The organism is Allobosea sp. 67-29, assembly GCF_001898115.1.
Lineage (GTDB): Bacteria > Pseudomonadota > Alphaproteobacteria > Rhizobiales > Beijerinckiaceae > Allobosea.
Genome location: NZ_MKSQ01000026.1, coordinates 150562 through 167065, shown reverse-complemented (window position 1 = coordinate 167065; position 16504 = coordinate 150562). Strand labels below are relative to the sequence as shown.

General features: G+C 63.3%; 19 protein-coding genes and 1 tRNA gene. 9 read left to right on the top strand and 11 right to left on the bottom strand.

Translation table 11 applies throughout. The features are described 5' to 3' along the window. The first annotated feature begins 85 nt into the window (after positions 1-85). Entirely contained in the window at positions 86-775 is a 690-nt protein-coding gene (locus BGO20_RS19870; protein ID WP_291659202.1) for an OmpW/AlkL family protein, read from the top strand. A 76-nt stretch (positions 776-851) separates the two neighbouring features. On the opposite strand, the gene BGO20_RS19865 is transcribed toward BGO20_RS19870, so the two are convergent. Further along, a complete protein-coding gene (locus BGO20_RS19865) occupies positions 852-1328 on the bottom strand; it encodes an Lrp/AsnC family transcriptional regulator (protein WP_291659201.1) in 477 nt (158 codons plus the stop codon). Between the two features lie 180 nt (positions 1329-1508). On the opposite strand from BGO20_RS19865, the gene BGO20_RS19860 reads away from it, so the two are divergent. Both BGO20_RS19860 and BGO20_RS19855 read left to right on the top strand, forming a co-directional pair. Continuing rightward, complete coding sequence (locus tag BGO20_RS19860; RefSeq protein WP_291659200.1) at positions 1509-2030, top strand: cysteine dioxygenase; 522 nt, start codon at positions 1509-1511, stop codon at positions 2028-2030. Between the two features lie 80 nt (positions 2031-2110). After that, on the top strand, positions 2111-2698 hold the full coding sequence (locus tag BGO20_RS19855) for a glycoside hydrolase family 19 protein (RefSeq protein WP_291659199.1): 588 nt from the start codon (positions 2111-2113) through the stop codon (positions 2696-2698). Positions 2699-2720: 22 nt separating this feature from the next. Here the strand turns inward: BGO20_RS19855 and BGO20_RS19850 are convergent, their stop codons facing one another. Beyond that, entirely contained in the window at positions 2721-3875 is a 1155-nt protein-coding gene (locus tag BGO20_RS19850) for a trans-sulfuration enzyme family protein (protein WP_291659198.1), read from the bottom strand. A gap of 138 nt (positions 3876-4013) precedes the next feature. On the opposite strand from BGO20_RS19850, the gene BGO20_RS19845 reads away from it, so the two are divergent. Then, on the top strand, positions 4014-4517 hold the full coding sequence (locus BGO20_RS19845) for an Lrp/AsnC family transcriptional regulator (RefSeq protein ID WP_291659197.1): 504 nt from the start codon (positions 4014-4016) through the stop codon (positions 4515-4517). A 150-nt stretch (positions 4518-4667) separates the two neighbouring features. Next, positions 4668-7835 (top strand): autotransporter outer membrane beta-barrel domain-containing protein, encoded by a 3168-nt coding sequence (locus BGO20_RS19840; protein WP_291659196.1) that lies wholly within the window; start codon positions 4668-4670, stop codon positions 7833-7835. A 214-nt stretch (positions 7836-8049) separates the two neighbouring features. Here BGO20_RS19840 and BGO20_RS19835 read toward each other — a convergent pair whose 3' ends face one another. Both BGO20_RS19835 and BGO20_RS19830 read right to left on the bottom strand, forming a co-directional pair. Further along, positions 8050-8460: a hypothetical protein gene (locus tag BGO20_RS19835; RefSeq protein WP_291659195.1), complete on the bottom strand. Its 411-nt coding sequence runs from the start codon at positions 8458-8460 to the stop codon at positions 8050-8052. Beyond that, positions 8457-9095, bottom strand: a complete 639-nt coding sequence (locus BGO20_RS19830; RefSeq protein WP_291659194.1) for a hypothetical protein — start codon at positions 9093-9095, stop codon at positions 8457-8459. The genes BGO20_RS19835 and BGO20_RS19830 overlap by 4 nt, the downstream gene beginning before the upstream one ends. Before the next feature lie 268 nt (positions 9096-9363). Here BGO20_RS19830 and BGO20_RS19825 point away from each other — a divergent pair, with 268 nt between their 5' ends. After that, complete coding sequence (locus BGO20_RS19825; RefSeq protein WP_291659193.1) at positions 9364-9627, top strand: hypothetical protein; 264 nt, start codon at positions 9364-9366, stop codon at positions 9625-9627. 106 nt (positions 9628-9733) lie between these two features. Here BGO20_RS19825 and BGO20_RS19820 read toward each other — a convergent pair whose 3' ends face one another. Continuing rightward, positions 9734-11020, bottom strand: coding sequence for an AlbA family DNA-binding domain-containing protein (locus BGO20_RS19820; protein WP_291659192.1), 1287 nt, complete (start codon positions 11018-11020; stop codon positions 9734-9736). A gap of 18 nt (positions 11021-11038) precedes the next feature. Next, entirely contained in the window at positions 11039-11686 is a 648-nt protein-coding gene (locus BGO20_RS19815) for a hypothetical protein (RefSeq protein WP_291659191.1), read from the bottom strand. 183 nt (positions 11687-11869) lie between these two features. Here BGO20_RS19815 and BGO20_RS19810 point away from each other — a divergent pair, with 183 nt between their 5' ends. Further along, on the top strand, positions 11870-12565 hold the full coding sequence (locus tag BGO20_RS19810) for a hypothetical protein (RefSeq protein ID WP_291659190.1): 696 nt from the start codon (positions 11870-11872) through the stop codon (positions 12563-12565). Positions 12566-12809: 244 nt separating this feature from the next. Here BGO20_RS19810 and BGO20_RS19805 read toward each other — a convergent pair whose 3' ends face one another. The 4 genes from BGO20_RS19805 to BGO20_RS19790 all read right to left on the bottom strand — a co-directional run bounded on the left by BGO20_RS19805 (position 12810) and on the right by BGO20_RS19790 (position 14603). Next, a complete protein-coding gene (locus BGO20_RS19805) occupies positions 12810-13088 on the bottom strand; it encodes a hypothetical protein (RefSeq protein ID WP_291659189.1) in 279 nt (92 codons plus the stop codon). A gap of 87 nt (positions 13089-13175) precedes the next feature. Beyond that, entirely contained in the window at positions 13176-13580 is a 405-nt protein-coding gene (locus BGO20_RS19800; RefSeq protein ID WP_291659188.1) for a hypothetical protein, read from the bottom strand. A gap of 218 nt (positions 13581-13798) precedes the next feature. Continuing rightward, on the bottom strand, positions 13799-14488 hold the full coding sequence (locus tag BGO20_RS19795; RefSeq protein WP_291659187.1) for a hypothetical protein: 690 nt from the start codon (positions 14486-14488) through the stop codon (positions 13799-13801). Positions 14489-14518: 30 nt separating this feature from the next. Continuing rightward, positions 14519-14603 (bottom strand) — tRNA-Leu (locus BGO20_RS19790). A 152-nt stretch (positions 14604-14755) separates the two neighbouring features. Here BGO20_RS19790 and BGO20_RS19785 point away from each other — a divergent pair. Further along, positions 14756-15367, top strand: a complete 612-nt coding sequence (locus BGO20_RS19785; protein WP_291659186.1) for a YqaA family protein — start codon at positions 14756-14758, stop codon at positions 15365-15367. A gap of 10 nt (positions 15368-15377) precedes the next feature. Next, positions 15378-15905, top strand: a complete 528-nt coding sequence (locus tag BGO20_RS19780; protein ID WP_291659185.1) for a disulfide bond formation protein B — start codon at positions 15378-15380, stop codon at positions 15903-15905. A gap of 3 nt (positions 15906-15908) precedes the next feature. Here BGO20_RS19780 and BGO20_RS19775 read toward each other — a convergent pair whose 3' ends face one another. Beyond that, positions 15909-16466, bottom strand: a complete 558-nt coding sequence (locus BGO20_RS19775; RefSeq protein WP_291659184.1) for an HNH endonuclease — start codon at positions 16464-16466, stop codon at positions 15909-15911. Positions 16467-16504: the final 38 nt, after the last annotated feature.

The following is a 16504-nucleotide window of genomic DNA, read 5'->3' as shown; positions in this document are numbered from 1 at the left end:
GGCGCGGAATCGGCGCTGATAGCCCTACGAGCCCGGTCGCCAAGCACAGAGCGGATTGCGGCTCGCCACTTCGGGGGCTGCCGCCATGATCTCGCATTCGCTTCGCCTTTCCCTCGCTGCCGCGCTGCTTGGTGCGACCGCTCTCTCGCCCGCGCTTGCAGCCGACATGCCGTCGAGCAAGGCGGCGCCGGCCGCTCCGATTCTCACGCCGTGGAGCCCCTGGATGATCCGCGGCCGCGCGCTGGCCGTGGTGCCGCAGGAAGAGGCGAGCCTCAGGCTCGGCGGCGCGCCGGTGGTCGGCGGAAAGGTCGACATCTCCAACTCGGTCGTGCCCGAGCTCGACATCACCTACTTCTTCACAAAGAACATCGCGGCCGAGCTGGTCCTCGGCGTGACCCCCCATAACGTGAAGGGTGCGGGCTCGCTCGCCGGCGCGCGCATCGGCTCGGCCTGGCTGCTGCCGCCCACCCTGATGCTGCAGTATCATTTTACCGACCTCGGACCCTTCAAGCCCTATGTCGGCGTGGGCGTAAACTACACCGTCTTCTTCAACGAGAAGGCGAAGGGCGGCTTCACCGATTTCGATCTCAAGGACAGCTTCGGTGTCGCGCTCCAGGCCGGCTTCGACTACATGCTCGACGAGCACTGGGGCCTGAACTTCGACGTGAAGAAGATTTTCCTGGAGCCGAAGGTCAAGGTCAACAACGGGCTGGTGTCCGGCAAGGTCAAGATCGACCCCTGGCTCATCGGCGCCGGCGTCACCTATCGCTTCTGAACGGCACCTCGCGCAGGAGTCGGATGGGAGCGGCAGGCATGCCGCTCCTTTTGGGCGCCCGTTCTTGCCTTCCGCCTCATTCCTCCACAGCGAAGCCCAGCGGTATCGTCGTCGTCGACTTCAGTTCCTCCATGGCGAACATCGAGGTCACGTCGTTGAGGTCGATGCGGGAGATCAGCTTCTTGTAAAGCGCGTCATAGGCGGCGATGTCGCAGACATAGGCCTTGAGCAGATAGTCGATCTCCCCGCTCATCCGGTAGAAGTCGACGATCTCGGGCAGGTCGTGCACCGCCGCATGGAAGCGCTCGAGCCATTCCATAGAATGCCGCGCGGTCTTGACGGCGATGAAGACGGTGACGCCGGCCTGGAGCTTCTGACGGTCGAGCAGCGCGACCCTGCGCTTGATGTAGCCGGCGTCCTCGAGCTTCTGCACGCGGCGCCAGCAGGGCGAGGGCGACAGGCCGACGGCGTCCGCCAGTTCGGCGAGCGCCAGGCTGGCATCCTCCTGCAAGCGCGCGAGGATGCGCAGGTCGAAGGCATCGAGCTTGGCCATCGAAGTCTCCTAAACTAGGAACCAGATTCTCATACTGGAGCATGCAGAGGCAAATTTTTCCAGTATCTGATCTTTGTTGGGTATCGCATTGCGTTCGGAGGAGAAAATTCTCGATCTACGCAAACGCCTGCCCATGCCCGCGGGCTATCATTTCTCCGAATTGATGGAGGGGTGAACGGGATGCAGGGCTTTCTGAGCGCGGAGCGGCAGGGTGCGGTTCTTCGCAGCCTGCGCAGCGACGAGGGCACTCTTTCGCGAGACTATCTCGGCGCCGCCCGAGAGGTGCTGCGCGAACTGGTGGCCATGCCGGATCTGATCCAGCGCCTGCCGCTGGCGCGCACGCCCGGCGCCTATTGCCGCAATCTCCTCGCCGGCAACGAAAAGGTCAGCGTCTGGGCGATCGTCTGGGGCGAGGGCTCCGCCACCTCGATCCACGATCACCACTGCTCCTGCTGCTTCGGCGTCGTCTCCGGCACCGTCACCGAGACCTGGTATCGTGCCATCGACGCCAGCCGGGCCGTGCCGACCGAGGAGCAGCAGCGCCAGCCGGGCTACGTCGCCTGCATGCTGCCGTCCGGTCCCAACATCCATCGGATGCGCAATTTCGGCCCCGGAGAGGCGATCTCGATCCATATCTACGGCTTCGACCACGAGGTTCACGCGTCCTCGATCGAGACCGAGTACACAGCCGTCGGCGGCTGACGGCCGGGCCGGGGAGCCCGCGACTTATCCCCGTTGTCCGTTCCGGCATGAAGATGGCCTTCTTTGGAGGAAGGCCGGTCATGTCGATCAGGGGCATCGTCTCATCCATTTTCGGAACATCGCCGCCGCCGGCTCTGTCGGTGACGAAGGCGCGCCTCCTGCGCCTGGTTCCCGCCGCCAAGCCGGACATCCTGGAAGGAATCGCCGAGGGGTTCGACCGGCTGGCGTCGGAGCACGGCGTCGACACGCGGCAGCGCCTTTGTCATTTCCTCGCCCAGGCGGCGCATGAGACGGACGGCTTCCGAACGCTCGAGGAGTATGGCGGAGCCCGGTACTACCTGCGTTACGAGGGGCGTCAGGACCTGGGCAACGTCCAGGCGGGCGATGGCGTGCGTTATCACGGCCGCGGCATTTTCCAACTGACCGGTCGCGCCAATTACCGCCGGTTCGGGCGGATCCTCGGCATCGATCTCGAAGCTCTGCCGGAGCGGGCGGCGGAGCCCGCTCTATCGCTTGCCGTCGCCTTCGCCTATTGGAGCGAGCGCGCCATCAATGCCGCGGCCGATGCCGACGACGTCGCCGCCGTGACCAGGCTGGTCAACGGCGGCCGCAACGGGCTTGCGGAGCGAGCCGCCTACCTTCAGGCGGCGAAGGCGATCTGGCCGTGACGGTCCGCGGACCGCGACGGCGCTATGCGTGTCCCGCCTTCAGCGCCTGGTCGAGATCGTCATAGAGGTCGTCGACATCCTCGATGCCGGTCGAGAGCCGCAGCAGGTCGGTCGGGCAGGGCGAGCCGGCGCCCTCGATCGAGGCGCGATGCTCGATCAGGCTTTCGACGCCGCCTAGCGAGGTGGCGCGCTTGTAGAGTTCGACATGCGCTGCCGTGCCGATCGCCGCGGCCTCGCCGCCGGTGACCTGGACCGAAAGCATGAAGCCGAAGCCGTTCTCCATCTGGCGCGCGGCGACATCGTGCCCGGGATGCTGCGGCAACCCCGGATAGAGTACCCGGGCCACGCGCGGATGGGCCGAAAGGCGTTCGGCGAGTGCCATCGCCGAAGCCGACTGGCGCTCCTGGCGGACATGAAGCGTGCGCATGCCGCGCATCAGCAGATAGGCTTCGAACGGCCCGAGAATGCCGCCCTGTCCCTTGCGCACCGTCTTGACGCGGCCCCAGAACTCATCGTCCTCACGCGCGCAGAGCGCGCCGGCGATCACGTCGGAATGGCCATTCAGCACCTTTGTCGCCGAGTGCATGACGATGTCGGCGCCGAGCGTGAGCGGGCGGGTGTGGATTGGCGAGGCGCAGGTCGAGTCGACGGCGAGCTTCGCTCCGGCCTTGTGCGCGATCTCCGCCACCGCGGCGATATCGGTGATGGTCCAGAGCGGGTTCGAGGGGGTCTCGATCCAGACCAGCTTGGTCACTCCCGGCCTGACCGCAGCCTTCACCGCCTTGAGATCGTCGGTCTCGACGAATTCGACCGCCAGGCCCCAGCGCCTCGCCTCGGTCATCAGCCAGTTGCGCAAGGCCCAGTACATCACCTTGGAGACGACGACATGGTCGCCGGGCGAGAGAGCCTGGAACACCGCCGTCGCCGCCGCCGATCCGGAGCCGAAGAGCAGCGCGCCGGCTTTGGCCTCTTCCAGCATGGCGAGCAGTCCCTCGGCCTCGTGCGTCGTGGCGTTGTCCGGGCGGCCATAGATGAAGCCGGTCGCGTAGCCATTGTCCTCGTCGCGGATATAGGTCGTCGCGACATGGATCGGCGGCACGACGGCCTTGGTCACGGGGTCGATCGTCCCCATCGCCTGCGCTGCGAGGCTGCGCGGGCTCCAGCTCTTCCTGCTCATTGTCTTTCGAGGCTCCTGCTTGTGCGCGACGACCCCGCGCGCATCGACGACGAGCCCAAGACTAGCCGGGAGCTGGCAGTTTTAGTTGGCGTTTTTCAGCGCTTCGCGACTATTTTCGCCGGCCACAGGAATGCCGTGATGAAAATGGCCGATATCGATCGCTTCGACCGCGCCCTGCTCGAGGAGATGCAGCGCGACAACCAGACGCCGGCCCGCATCCTGGCAGAGCGGGTCGGGCTCTCGCAGAGCGCCGTGCTGCGCCGGCTGCGCCGGCTGCGGGCCGACAAGGTCATCACCGCCGACATCTCGATCGTCAGCCCGGCCGTGCTCGGCGTTCCCGTCACGATCCATGTCCTGGTGTCGCTTGTCCGCGGTTCGCAACTCGCCGACGCCTTCGCCCGCAAGCTCTCCTCGCGACCGGAGATCCGGCAGGCCTCCTACGTCACCGGAGGCGCCGATTTCGTTCTCCAGCTTCAGGTGGAGAGCATGGAGGCCTATGCCGCCTTCGCGCGGGAGGTCTTCCATGACGACCCCAACGTCTCCACCTTCTACACCTATGTCGCGATGCGCGAGGTGGTTGGGCCGATGAGCAGCAGCCGGCCCGCAGGCGGCACGGCACGGCAGGTACTGCAACGGCCCTGAGCGTCCGCGCCGGCCGGGCGCGCGTTCCGTCATGCGTCGGCATTGGGGGGACAAGCCGCCCGGGAAACTACCGAATCGGGGCCGATTGCGGCAAAGCTGTGGCAGGACGGGCGAGGTTCTGACCCGCCACACGCCTGACGAATGGGACTGATGATGACGACCGCCATGCGCTCACCGACCGACCGGCGCTGCAGAATGCACCGGAGCCTGAGGCGCGGCGTTTCGCTCGCGGCGCTGGTCTGCGCGCTTGCCGCGGCTATGGGCAGTTCAGATGTGGCGGCGGTCGGCTGCTCCACCTCCGGCTCGGTGACCGTATTCCAATGCGATTCCGGCGGCGTGAACATCCAGCCCAACGCCAGCGGCGCGACCAGCCTCGAGGTTTCCGGCCTGGCCATCCCGAGCGGATGGATCAACTATTCGGTGTCGCCATCCGTCGGCTCCGGGCCGATCTCGATGCTGCTGACCGTGACCAACACGTCGGTGGTCGCGCCCGGTAATGGTGCGGTCAACGTTTCCTCCCAGACGCTGCCGGCATTCATCACCGTCAACCTCGGATCGGATGTCACGCTCGAGAATTCGGGCGGATCGGGCGGTGTCTGGATCCGCAACCAGGTCGGCGGCAACATCGTCGTGACGAGCGGGGCGACCATCACCTCCACGGGATCGGACGCTCTCACGGCGACCAGCAATGCCGGCTCGGTCAGCATCACCAACACCGGCAGCGTGACCTCCACCGACAATCGCGGCATCTATGCGGATGGCAGCCCGATCGGCGGCACCACCGCGGTGCCGGTCTATGTCAACAACAGCGGCCTCGTGAACGCCTATCTCGCCGGCATTCGCGTCATCGACTATCTCGGAACCGCCAGCCTCGACAATTCCGGGACAGTCACCTCGACCACGCGCCAGGGCCTCGTCGCCTGGTCGCAATCGGGCGATGTCGCCATCGATAATTCCGGCTCGGTGCTGGCTCGCAACTACATCGGCGTGCAGGCGATGGCGGATAACGGAAACGTATCCGTGGTGAACAGCGGCCGCATCGAGGCAGAGCGGGATACCGGACTCGGACCCTCCGCAGCCAATCAGGGAATTTCCGCGACCGGGAGCGCCGATGTCAGCGTCACCAACACGGCAGCCGGCCGCGTCATCGCCGACTCGGACACCGCGATCCTTGCGGAAACGAGCAACGGCGCGGTCACGATCAACAATGCCGGCGCGGTGACCGGCGCCGGCGGCGTCACGGCAACGGCCACGGTCGGCGCGGTTTCGCTTCTCAATTCCGGTAGCGTCACCGCGACAAGTGGCCTTGCCGTGTCGCTGAGCGGCACCACCAACCGATTGGACAACACCGGTACGATCAGCACCAGCGGCGCGATCGCGGTGCAGACCGGCAACGGCGATAGCACGGTCGTCGTCAACGGCAGCATTGCCGCCGGCTCGGCGCTCGGGACGGCGGTCGCCATGGGTTCGGGCAACAACCGCCTGGTCCTCGCCGACACGGCGGCGCTCCTCGGCAAGGTCACTAATCTCAGCAGCAACAACATGCTGGAGCTGACCGGAGCCGCCTCCGCCGTGCTCGATCTTGGATCGGTCGGAGCAACGGGAACCCTTCAGGGCTTTGCCAACCTCGCGAAATCCGGTGCCGGCGTCTGGACCCTGACCGGTAACGGCGCGGCACTGTCGGGGGGCGTTACGGTCGAGGCCGGCAAGCTGATCGTCAACGGCACCTTGGCGGCATCGTCGAGCCTGACGGTGATGTCCGGCGGAACGCTGGGCGGCTCCGGCGTGGTGCCGACGACCATCGTCAACGGCGGCACGCTTTCGCCCGGCAATTCGCCCGGCACGCTCACCGTCAACGGCAATCTCAGCCTCTCAACCGGCTCGACCTACGTCGCGGAAATCCAGGGCAGCGTCTCGGATCGGGTGAATGTCAGCGGAACGGCCTCGCTGGCCGGCACGCTGCGGCTGGTGCCGCTGGGCGGAAGCTACGCGTTCAACAACCCCTACACGCTCCTCTCGGCGGCCGGCGGGACGAGCGGCACCTTCAGCCCGGTCGATACCTCCGGCAGTTTCGGCGCCGGCGTGACAACCGCGGTCAGCTACACCGCCAACGATGTCCTGCTGACGCTGAGACCAAAGCCGCTGGGAGCGATGGGTTCCAGCAATGCTACGTCCATCGCTTCGGCCATCGACGCTATAGTCGCCAATGGAGGCGACCCGTCCTCGCTGTTCGGCATCTACAACCTGCCTGCAGGGTCGATTTCGGCTGCGGTCAACAGCCTCTCGGGTGAAGTGCACAGCGCAGCTCCCGCCATGGCGACAGCGGCGGCGGACCAGTTCCTGCATGCCATGCTGGATCCGACAGCCGCCGGGCGGCTGGCGGGCTTGGGCGCGCCGGGCCCCGGTACGGCGGCGTTCTCCGGACTCGTCCGCAAAGGCGTCGATAGCCCGCAGCAGCCTTCCCGGCTCGATGCACCGCTCTATTCGGTTTGGGGGTCGGCCTTCGGCTCGCGTGGACGCACGGACGGTTCGGCCGCCATCGGCTCGGCACGGCGGACGCTCGACGATGCGCATCTCGCCGCCGGCGTCGATCTCCGGCTGCTGCCGGGAACCGTGGCGGGCCTCGCTGTCTCGGGCGGCAAGGCGCGTGCCTCGCTGCCGGGCTTGCTCGGCAAGGTGGATGCCGACGTCTTCCAGGCCGGCCTTTACGGGACGACGCAACTCGGCGCCGTGAAGCTGGGTGGCGCCCTGGGCTATGCCCGCCTTGACAACGACGTCCGCCGGGGCATTCCGGCGCTGGGATCGAGCCTGTCGTCCTCCTACGCGACGACGGCCTGGAGCGGGCGGTTGCAGGCCAGCGCCGCGCTGCTGGGGATGAACGGCTTCATCCTGTCGCCGCTCGCCGCGATCCAGGCGACATGGGCGCATAGCCCCGCGGTCGTCGAGGCCAACTGGGCGGGTGCCAATGCCGGCGCGCTCGCGCTGGCCAAGCGCGACGACGTGACCAGTCGCAGCGAGGTCGGCGCGCAGATCGACGCCGACACGGTGATCGCAGGCGTCGCGGTGACCGGCTATGTGCGGGCCGCCTGGGCGCATTATTTCCAGCGTGACGCCGGGCTGACCGCGAGCCTGCTCGGCCTCCCCGGAGCGAGCTTCGCCGCGGCGGGAGCCCGGGGCGAGCGTGACAGCGCGCTGCTCTCGGCCGGTGTTTCGGCCCGGATTTCAGAGCGTGTCTCGGTCGGTTTCAACCTCGATGGGGAAGTCTCGGGCGACAGCAATCGCCTTGGCGGTTCCGCGCAGATCAAGGTGAGCTTCTGATCTGGGATAGCGACAGGACCATCCGCATCGCCACAGGCGGGCGAGGTGGTGCCCCTGGCCGGACCCGTGTAAAATCGCTAACGGCTTCATTGGTAAATCAAATTCGGACGGTGGAAGTTTCGCCTTCCAACAGAAATGCCAACATTGCATTCAAATCTGTGGATTAGCGGAGACCGCTGGCATTGCAGGTCCGGCTCGCCGTCGCGATCATAGGTCAGCCGGTTCGATCGGCATAGACCCGATCGAGATCGCTGAACCTCCCAGTCCGCGCGAACGTCTCGGCGAGGAGGAGCGCGAGTTCGAGATCGACCTCGCTCCGGCCCAAGCAGCTACCCGCCGATCGTGTCCGCCAGACCTTCGGCGAACGCTCGGAGAGGTAAGCTGCCTCAAAGAGCGAGAAGCCAAAGCCCGGCTGGAACGTCACAGCGAGCGCGCCAGGATCGATCGCGCAGTCAAGATCGTCTCGCGCCGAGAGCAGGACCATGAACTGTTCGTCATCGAGCGCTCGGATCGCAGCTTCGATCGCGGGCCAGTCCGGATCAATGGCGACGGCGCAGGAGACCTGAGACACGATCGGGGCAGGGGAGGTTGCCGCGCTGAGCCGGCCGATCTGCCTGATGATCATGCCACTGCTGACGCCGGCATCAGACGCGCGTGATGATCGAAGTCGCTCAGGACGTCGGCGAGGTGGTTCCTCAGTTCTTTGCCGAGGCGCTCTCGGATCGCGGGCATATTGGTCGGATAGAAAAAGGGCAACTCGGCAAGAGCGACGCTGCGAGCCTCGGCGAGGCGCCGATACACCGCCACAGATCTTTCGAACGACGGGCCGAGCCCGCTGAGGATGATAACGCGGACCCTGTCGATCAGTTCGCGATGAGAGAACACTGCGGCGACGTGCCGCTCGATCGCGGCATCGCTGATCGCGAGCCGCTGCGCAGCTTTGTTCTTAGCGGCGTGCCGAAGCGTTAGCGGCAGGGCGTCCGCGAAGAGGATAGGCGATGCAGCCGCTGCCTCCGCCTGTGCCTTCATCTGGGCGGTTGAGCGGGGAGGGGTTCCGACGCTGCCGAGGAGGCTGTAGGCGACATTCCAGAACGCGCAATTCTTCGAAGTTCGAAAGTCATATGGCCCCGTCGCCTCCGAGGGCGGCAGGTCCTCGTTCGGCTCTCTCCCAACGACCAGGATCAGCGGAAAACTCCGATCGGCCGTCTCCGCATAGCTGATCAGGCAAGCATGACCGCGCTTCATTCCTGTTTGCTGCATGCCGTTCTCCTACTGCCGATGCGTATCAATCTGATGGTCGTAATCCCGCGTCCATCCAGACCATTGCAGCATTCGCCGTTGAGGTAGACCGCCTTCTCGTGTCACAGCATCGCGCCAATCGTGTCACAAACCGCGGAAAACCTGTCACAAGGAACGCCAAAGACGTCACAGCCGCGCCTGTTTCGGTCACAACGGGTCGAAAACCTGTCACAACGCTGATGCGACGCGGTGAGAGCGCACTGTCCCGGCTTCGGTATTAGGAGTGTCCATGGAACACGCGGGCTTCAAGATCGGCATGGAGTTCCGGAGCGGCGATGGTGTCTGGCGCTGCACGGACATCGGGTCGCGGGTCATCACCGCGATCCGTGTGGATCGGGTCGAGAAGACCAAGAAGGACGGCGACGCGATCACGACAGTCATGCTCTCACGGAGCGAGGCAGAAGCCGAGGGCTGGTTCCGGGGGCCGCCTTATGCCGTGGCGGAGCGCGTCTTCGACGAGGACGATCTAGAAAGGTGCGAGCGGCTCGACTGATCGCACTGGATTATTCTCCGTCGAACGGCTTCGCGAGCCTCTACTGGGGCCGTCGAAGAGCACGACGGCGGCCGGGAACGATGCGCCAGCCCGCATCGCTTCTGCATTATCGATCACTGCTCCATCCGCCCGGCTCGAAGACACCTTCGAAATTTATGCCAGACGGCATCACGAACGGGACGCTGAAACCATTCCAGACCACGCGCTCGATCTCCTTCATCAACTCGGAGAGCTTATCACGAGCCTCAAGCAGGAATGGCCCAATCTCGATATTCTGCGCTGGCGGCGGCCAATGTTTGCCATGCCCCGTATGCGTGCGGGCCGAACCGTCATGCAAAAACTCAAAATCGACTTCAACGGGAACGTCAGGTCTTCCAGCTCGGCGGCGCACTCGCTCGGCGGTTGCGATGAACATGGCAAATGAGCCGACGTACCAACCGGGAAAATACTGGTTTTCGCGGGCCGACGAATAGCCCAGCGCAGAAAGGGAACCATCCTCCATTAGGGTCCATGTCCAAGGGCCAATGTGCTGGGCGGTTACGCCGTGCGCGCGAGGCGTCCAACCATGGTGTCGGCCCGCCTTCGGCAACTCGACGTGCTGCACGTCGCAGACCTCGCCTTCATTTGGGCACAGATTGAGCAGCCAATTCGAGTTGGCGTTGAGCGGCCCAAGGTTGAGGGATTGGTGAGGGATCGCGTTCATGCGAACGCACATCCCTGGCGACCCTGCCGGAATTGCCTCAGCATTTCTTGTCTGCGGAATTCCGAGCTTCAAGATGCGGTCGAATAGAGATCGCATTTCCGTACGAGCTTTTTCACGAAGTTGGTCGATGCGTTCGCGGCGCGTCCGCGCTTCCCAGAATGCCGATTGAAGATCGCGCATCGTCATGGGCTCGCACGATGTTCCGCGTCGGACGTAGGCGGCCGGCGGCCGTCCGATACCGTGCGGCGCGAGATCGGAGGCCGGAACTGCGATCACCACCGCGCCGGTATCGTCCGTCTCTGGATTGGTGATCGCTCTGATCTGCAAGCCGCCGATCGGGGGATCGACGATGGATCGGAGCGCCTGTTCGAACTGCTCGGCGAATTTCTCGCAGCGAGGAAGCAGAGCCGTCCCCGCTGCCTTGCGCGGCCTATCTTGCGTCTCGGCTACGCCGATGATGAGCCGGCCGCCGTAGGCGTTCGCTAGCGCAACGACCTCAGCGGCCAGTTCGTCGCGCGTGAAGTCTGTGATCTGGTCGCGACCGCCATACCAAGGGTGCTCTTTGCCGTTCTTCTCCGGCAGCAGGCCCTTGAATTCGAGCATGGCGTCTTCGGCGACGCCGCTGGCAGCCAAATCCACGATGTCCTGCCAAACTATTTCATCAAGCGGACTGGTTCGAATGGTGCTCACAATTCACCTCGATCGTGGTCAGCGCAAAAGGCTGAAATAAGAGAATGCCTTTGCAGCTTTGATGGCGCCGACAATAAAAATCCCAAGGGAGCCACATGAAATGAGCGCTGAGAAATACATCGCGACAGGAGCTAATTTATCGCTGCGATCGAAGTTTTTGGCCTCTTCGCGTTCATCAGTTCCGCCGAATACTGGAAATCCCGATACAATATTCGAGGTATGGCCTGCATGCAGAAAGGTGCTAGCTGAGATTTGCCAGGCCAGTAGTGCGACCCCCGCCGACGCGGCGGCGGCAGCTAGCCCGACGAGGAAGAACTCGACACCCAACAAAAGCTTCCGTGTGAACTGTGCAATTTGAGCGATGTGGGAGGCATCACTCTTTCCGCTGAGTGAGCCGACCAAGGCAAGAAGAGCAATAATGGCGCCGCCGTTCAGAAGAAACGAAAAGCGCACAAACATCTTCTGGAATTCAGCGGCGTTGGCCAGCGCGGCTTGCCGCTCCGACTGGTGATGCTGCGCAAAGAGCTTTTGGCCATCTTTAGCATTATCTTCTTTGCGCTTCTGCGTTTCCCGCTCCCACTGACGTAGCTCTTCCCGGATCACCAGGCGTTCCTCTTCAGAAACCGGCTGATAAAGCGGATTGGGCTGCGAGCTAGTGTCGGTCATTGAGCGCCCTTCCCTAGAAATCTGGAACGGTACATTTCTCGCGGAAGGGTTGTGTCACAAGCCTGGCAAGACGTCCGTCCACAGGCCGATTGACATTCTTTGCCTTTGGGCACTTTCCGGTTTCAGTGCCATACGCAGCGGCGCTACAAGGCGAAACCTTCCTCGCCAGCAATGGGTCTAAAAATGGACCGGCCTATTCCCGAAGATGCCCACATCAAGGACGCCGTCGCAGCAACTGTTGCTTCTGAGGAAGCGATCAAGAAAGTGTGCTTTGAGCATTTGCAGCCCGGCCCTTTCCAATTTACCGACATCTTCGGGCTTGCGATCGGTAAACGAGCCTTGGGTCTATCCTCCGGGTATAGGCTGATGGTCGAGCAGGCCAATTCGATCTGCGCTCTACCTCTGGTCAGGATGCAGCTAGATACCGTCCTTCGGCTCTATGCGGGATTTTTCGCTCCCGATCACCGTGAATTTTGTAAGCATGTTTTCGGCGGCGCTCAAATTAATCGCATGAAAAGCTTTGACGGTGTGAAAATGACCGACAGATTTCTCGTTGAAAAAATATCACTACGAAATCCTTGGATGAGTACAGTTTACAATGAGACGTCTGGCTATGTGCATTTTTCGGGAAAACACATGCTAAGTTTATTTAACGTCGACGGAAATTCAAATTTCCAAGTAGTTATCGGAGATCGTGATTTCGGCAAAGATGCTCAATATTATATTGAGCCGACCCGCTGTATACACCATTTAAATCTTCTGATTGAATTCGGCTTGAGGGATTGGTTTGGAAGGATGTGTAGGCTGGACGGCAGAGTGCCTGACGCCGACGAGTTTTGGCGCTCGCAGAACGATACTCCCTCTGGTGACGCTGCCTAGCCCAAACTATTCAAAGGCGACAGCCGGCTCCTTCCATCAGCCGCCAGAGCGATCCCGCCTGGCTTGGTCGCTGTCAATCCTGCGTCTATCCCGAGGATCACCTTCATGCCGCGAGAGGGCGTTCTTGTGATGGCTTGGTGCAAGCTCACAGACGGCCGCCGGGTCGAGAGCAGCGTCGGCATCGGCCAGCGCTCGGATCAAACTGGAAGCAAGCTGATACAACTCCTCTGGCAAATATTTACTTCTAACCATCTGCCGGTTCCGGCGCTGCCTCGGCGCTTGGGTGGACGAATTTGGTGGCCTGAATTAGCCCCGCCAGTCCGATGACGATCCGGCGGGGATCGAGCAGGCGGCCGTGCGCCTCACGGAACCGCCATCGCGTTCCTGCGATGCAGCCGCGCTTCGCAAGCGCCTCGCCAAAGGCGGCCTCCGTCACTATCGCTGGGTCGTCCGGTCGGAAGACGAAGACGACGTTCGTCCCGGTCTCCGTGCGCATGGTCGAGGTGATCGAGAAGAAGGCCATGGGACGATCCGATGGTGATACACAACTGGAAGGGCGCCGAGGCATCCCTCGGCGCCGTGGGCGCGTGATGGCGCCAACGAGTGTTGTTCAGGCGGCCACGGAGCCGCTGTGGAGCGTTTGCAGGTCCTCGATCGCTATACCGAAAGCCCGCAGAGGTCCGCGCGGCGCTCCGAGGGGGAGGCCGGTGTTGATGTCCGTATCGGGAAACGCGAGGTCTGCGCCGGAGATCAAGAAGATAGGAAAGCCGTCCAAAACGTCTTCCCATTCGATCCGGCCGGCGAGGCAGGCTTCGGCAGCGAGGCGGGTGAATGCGTCGATCTCGTCGCGCGTGCTCGGCCGGAACGCAACCACGTAGCCCGGCTGCAAAACCGAGCGGCCGTTCTCGATCGCGTCAAATCCATGGCTAAGCCGATCTCGCGCATCATGCTCGCTCGTGAACGCGACATATGCAGGTCGCCCATTAATCTCGAAAGTGTAACAAATATTTGCCATCCGGCACCTCCAATCGCGCGCTGCGATGGGCGCATCAGAGCAGCTTTTTTGTATTCATCAACCAAATTTATTCCAAATTTAGTATCGTGATATTTCCAACTATTCGATCATTGAGGAGATTGTCTTATTTTAACTTTCCAAATCGCTATTTCTAATCGTTGTTTGGAAAACCAACTGCGTTCACGGCGGCGCCAGCGTTGGATATGGCTCCGAAGCTGTCATTCATCGCTTGGCGGAATGAGCCCAAACTGCGTCGCGTACCCTTTGGCTATCTCCTTTGTCACCTCCGCGAGCGTCGTTCGTCCAATCGCTAACAAGCCGTTACCAGCTCTCATCAGGACCTTCACGATTGCCGATCGATCGGGCTTCTGCTTCGCCAGCTCGGCCATGGCCTCCTCTGCCAAGCGGCGCGCATCGGCTTCCGCAGCCGTGGTCGCTGTCAGTTCAGAGAGGATGCGGTCGGCCAGTGCCCGCACGCCGTCGTCCGAGTGATTGAACGTCTGGCTAACCGTCCCGCCCGGAGCGATTACCGGCGACCCGCTGACCGGCCCGTGAAAGGTAACATTATTCTGTACCGATGGCCTGATCGCCATACGCCGTCCTCCCGCCATGCCGAATTTGAAGTCACCGACGACCCTGTCACGGGCGGTTGCCAAGTGTGATGTGATTTCAGATTGCCGCTGATCGAACGTTATCCCGGTCCATCCCAGACGCCCGAAGTCGCTCTCGTATTGCCGGAGCAGGTCGCGCTCGAAAGTCCTTGCGAATTGATCCAGCGCGCCGATGTGCTGCTGCGGATCATCCGGGTCTGCGTCGGCGATAAAACTTGCTCCTGCATTGAGGACGTCGCGATAGACAACGAATATCGCCTTTTCGATCTGATCGACCGTGTTGCCGCTAGCCAACATGTGGATCGCGTTTTGTCGGTAAACAGCCGATGGTGCCCCTGGCCGGGATCGAACCAGCACTCCTTGCGGAACTCGATTTTGAGTCGAGCGCGTCTACCAATTCCGCCACAGGGGCCCTCGCAGGCCGGCGGACTATAGCGATCGGTCGATGCCGGTCAATCGGTGGAATGACGCCGTCGCCGGGATTCGACAGGGCCGCCGCAGGAGGTTTCGAGCCGCCTCGCGAAGCCGTTGCGTCGCGCTCCGGCGCGTGCTCTAGAGCGCAGCATGCTGAAGCGCCTCTACGAATGGACCATGTCGCTCGCGGCCCGGCCCCGCGCCAAGCTGTGGCTGGCGATCGTCGCCTTCGTCGAGAGCTCCTTCTTCCTGATCCCGGCCGATGTGCTGTTCGTGCCGATGGCGCTGGCGCGGCCGATGCGGGCCTATCGGCTGGCGCTGATCGCGACCACCTTCTCCGTGCTCGGCGGGATCATGGGCTATGCCATCGGCTACTACGCCTTCGAGGCGCTGGCGAGGCCGGTGCTGGAATTCTATGGCAAGCTCGGCGCCTTCGAGACATTGCGCGCCTGCGCCGGACCGGACACCACGCTGATCCTGCTGACGACCTCGGGGCTCGCCCATCTGCCCCCGATCAAGGTCGTCACGATTCTGGCCGGAGCCGTGCACATCGGCCTGGCCTTCTTCGTCATCTCCTGCGTGCTCGCGCGTGGGGCGCGGTTTTTCGCGCTCGCGTTTCTGCTCCGGCGCTATGGCGACACGATCCGCCACTTCATCGAACGTCGCCTGAAAGTGATCGCCGTCATGGCGGCCGGCCTACTGATTCTGCTTTATTTCGGCCTCAAGCTGGTCGCAGGGTCTGGCCAGCTTCTCTCCTGCTGAGCCGATGCCGATGACCGCTTCCATTCTCGATGCAGCCTCCAGCCGGGACAAGGTGTCGTCTCGCCTGCGCCCGATCGCGGCGATCGGGCTCGTCAGCGCTGCGCTGATCGCCGGTGCCTGGTACTTCCAGCTCGTGATGGGGCTGGTGCCGTGCAAGCTCTGCCTGGAGCAGCGCTGGCCTCATTATGCTGCCATCGCGGTCTCGGTGGCCGCTCTGGCGCTGGCGCGTTCGGCGCGCCTGCAATGGTCGGCGTTGCTTGCGCTGGCGATCCTGATGGCCTGGAGCACCGGCCTCGGCGTCTACCATTCCGGGGTGGAATGGGGCTGGTTCCTCGGGCCGAGCGATTGCGGCGGCGGCACCGCGGCTGCGGCGGGCGTCCAGGATTTCATGAAGCAGTTGCAGAGCGTGCGCGTGGTGTCCTGCGGGGAGGCGGCGTGGCGCTTCCTCGGCCTGTCGCTTGCCGGCTGGAACGCGGTCGTCTCGGCCGGGCTTTGCCTGATCGCCCTCTTCGGGCTGGTGCAGCGCGCGAAGCCGTAAGCCTTACGGCTCCAGCTCCGAATCCCAGTAGAGATAGTCCAGCCAGCTTTCGTGCAGATAGTTGGGCGGGAAGAGCTTGCCGTTGCGGTGCAGGTCGTTGACCGTCGGCGCATAGGGCTTCTGGGCCGGAAACATCTCGACGCTCGCCGGCATCTTGTCGCCCTTGCGCAGGTTGCAGGGGGAGCAGGCTGCGACGACGTTCTCCCAGGTGGTCAGCCCGCCCTTCGAGCGTGGAACGACATGGTCGAAGGTCAGTTCCTCGCGCTGGCCGCAATATTGGCAGGCGAAACGATCGCGCAGGAAGACGTTGAAGCGGGTGAAGGCCGGGGTTCGCGACGGCTTGATGTAGCTCTTGAGCGAGACCACGGATGGCAGCCGCATGTCGAAGCTCGGGCTGCGGACCACGGTGTCATATTCGGAGACGATGTTGACGCGGTCCATGAAGACCGCCTTGATCGCGTCCTGCCAGCTCCAGAGAGACAGGGGATAATAGCTCAGGGGCCGAAAATCGGCATTGAGGACGAGCGCCGGGCAGCCGTCCGGCGACGCCATCGGATGCATCACATGCGCCGTCAAACCCGTCGCACCTCCGCTTCGTC

Excerpts from the sequence above, each read along its gene's own strand:
- BGO20_RS19870 (WP_291659202.1), top strand. The coding sequence starts at position 86 with ATGATCTCGCATTCGCTTCGCCTTTCCCTCGCTGCCGCGCTGCTTGGT.
- BGO20_RS19865 (WP_291659201.1), bottom strand. The coding sequence starts at position 1,328 with ATGGCCAAGCTCGATGCCTTCGACCTGCGCATCCTCGCGCGCTTGCAG.
- BGO20_RS19860 (WP_291659200.1), top strand. The coding sequence starts at position 1,509 with ATGCAGGGCTTTCTGAGCGCGGAGCGGCAGGGTGCGGTTCTTCGCAGC.
- BGO20_RS19855 (WP_291659199.1), top strand. The coding sequence starts at position 2,111 with ATGTCGATCAGGGGCATCGTCTCATCCATTTTCGGAACATCGCCGCCG.
- BGO20_RS19850 (WP_291659198.1), bottom strand. The coding sequence starts at position 3,875 with ATGAGCAGGAAGAGCTGGAGCCCGCGCAGCCTCGCAGCGCAGGCGATG.
- BGO20_RS19845 (WP_291659197.1), top strand. The coding sequence starts at position 4,014 with ATGAAAATGGCCGATATCGATCGCTTCGACCGCGCCCTGCTCGAGGAG.
- BGO20_RS19840 (WP_291659196.1), top strand. The coding sequence starts at position 4,668 with ATGATGACGACCGCCATGCGCTCACCGACCGACCGGCGCTGCAGAATG.
- BGO20_RS19835 (WP_291659195.1), bottom strand. The coding sequence starts at position 8,460 with ATGATCATCAGGCAGATCGGCCGGCTCAGCGCGGCAACCTCCCCTGCC.
- BGO20_RS19830 (WP_291659194.1), bottom strand. The coding sequence starts at position 9,095 with ATGCAGCAAACAGGAATGAAGCGCGGTCATGCTTGCCTGATCAGCTAT.
- BGO20_RS19825 (WP_291659193.1), top strand. The coding sequence starts at position 9,364 with ATGGAACACGCGGGCTTCAAGATCGGCATGGAGTTCCGGAGCGGCGAT.
- BGO20_RS19815 (WP_291659191.1), bottom strand. The coding sequence starts at position 11,686 with ATGACCGACACTAGCTCGCAGCCCAATCCGCTTTATCAGCCGGTTTCT.
- BGO20_RS19810 (WP_291659190.1), top strand. The coding sequence starts at position 11,870 with ATGGACCGGCCTATTCCCGAAGATGCCCACATCAAGGACGCCGTCGCA.
- BGO20_RS19805 (WP_291659189.1), bottom strand. The coding sequence starts at position 13,088 with ATGGCCTTCTTCTCGATCACCTCGACCATGCGCACGGAGACCGGGACG.
- BGO20_RS19800 (WP_291659188.1), bottom strand. The coding sequence starts at position 13,580 with ATGGCAAATATTTGTTACACTTTCGAGATTAATGGGCGACCTGCATAT.
- BGO20_RS19795 (WP_291659187.1), bottom strand. The coding sequence starts at position 14,488 with ATGTTGGCTAGCGGCAACACGGTCGATCAGATCGAAAAGGCGATATTC.
- BGO20_RS19785 (WP_291659186.1), top strand. The coding sequence starts at position 14,756 with ATGCTGAAGCGCCTCTACGAATGGACCATGTCGCTCGCGGCCCGGCCC.
- BGO20_RS19780 (WP_291659185.1), top strand. The coding sequence starts at position 15,378 with ATGACCGCTTCCATTCTCGATGCAGCCTCCAGCCGGGACAAGGTGTCG.
- BGO20_RS19775 (WP_291659184.1), bottom strand. The coding sequence starts at position 16,466 with ATGCATCCGATGGCGTCGCCGGACGGCTGCCCGGCGCTCGTCCTCAAT.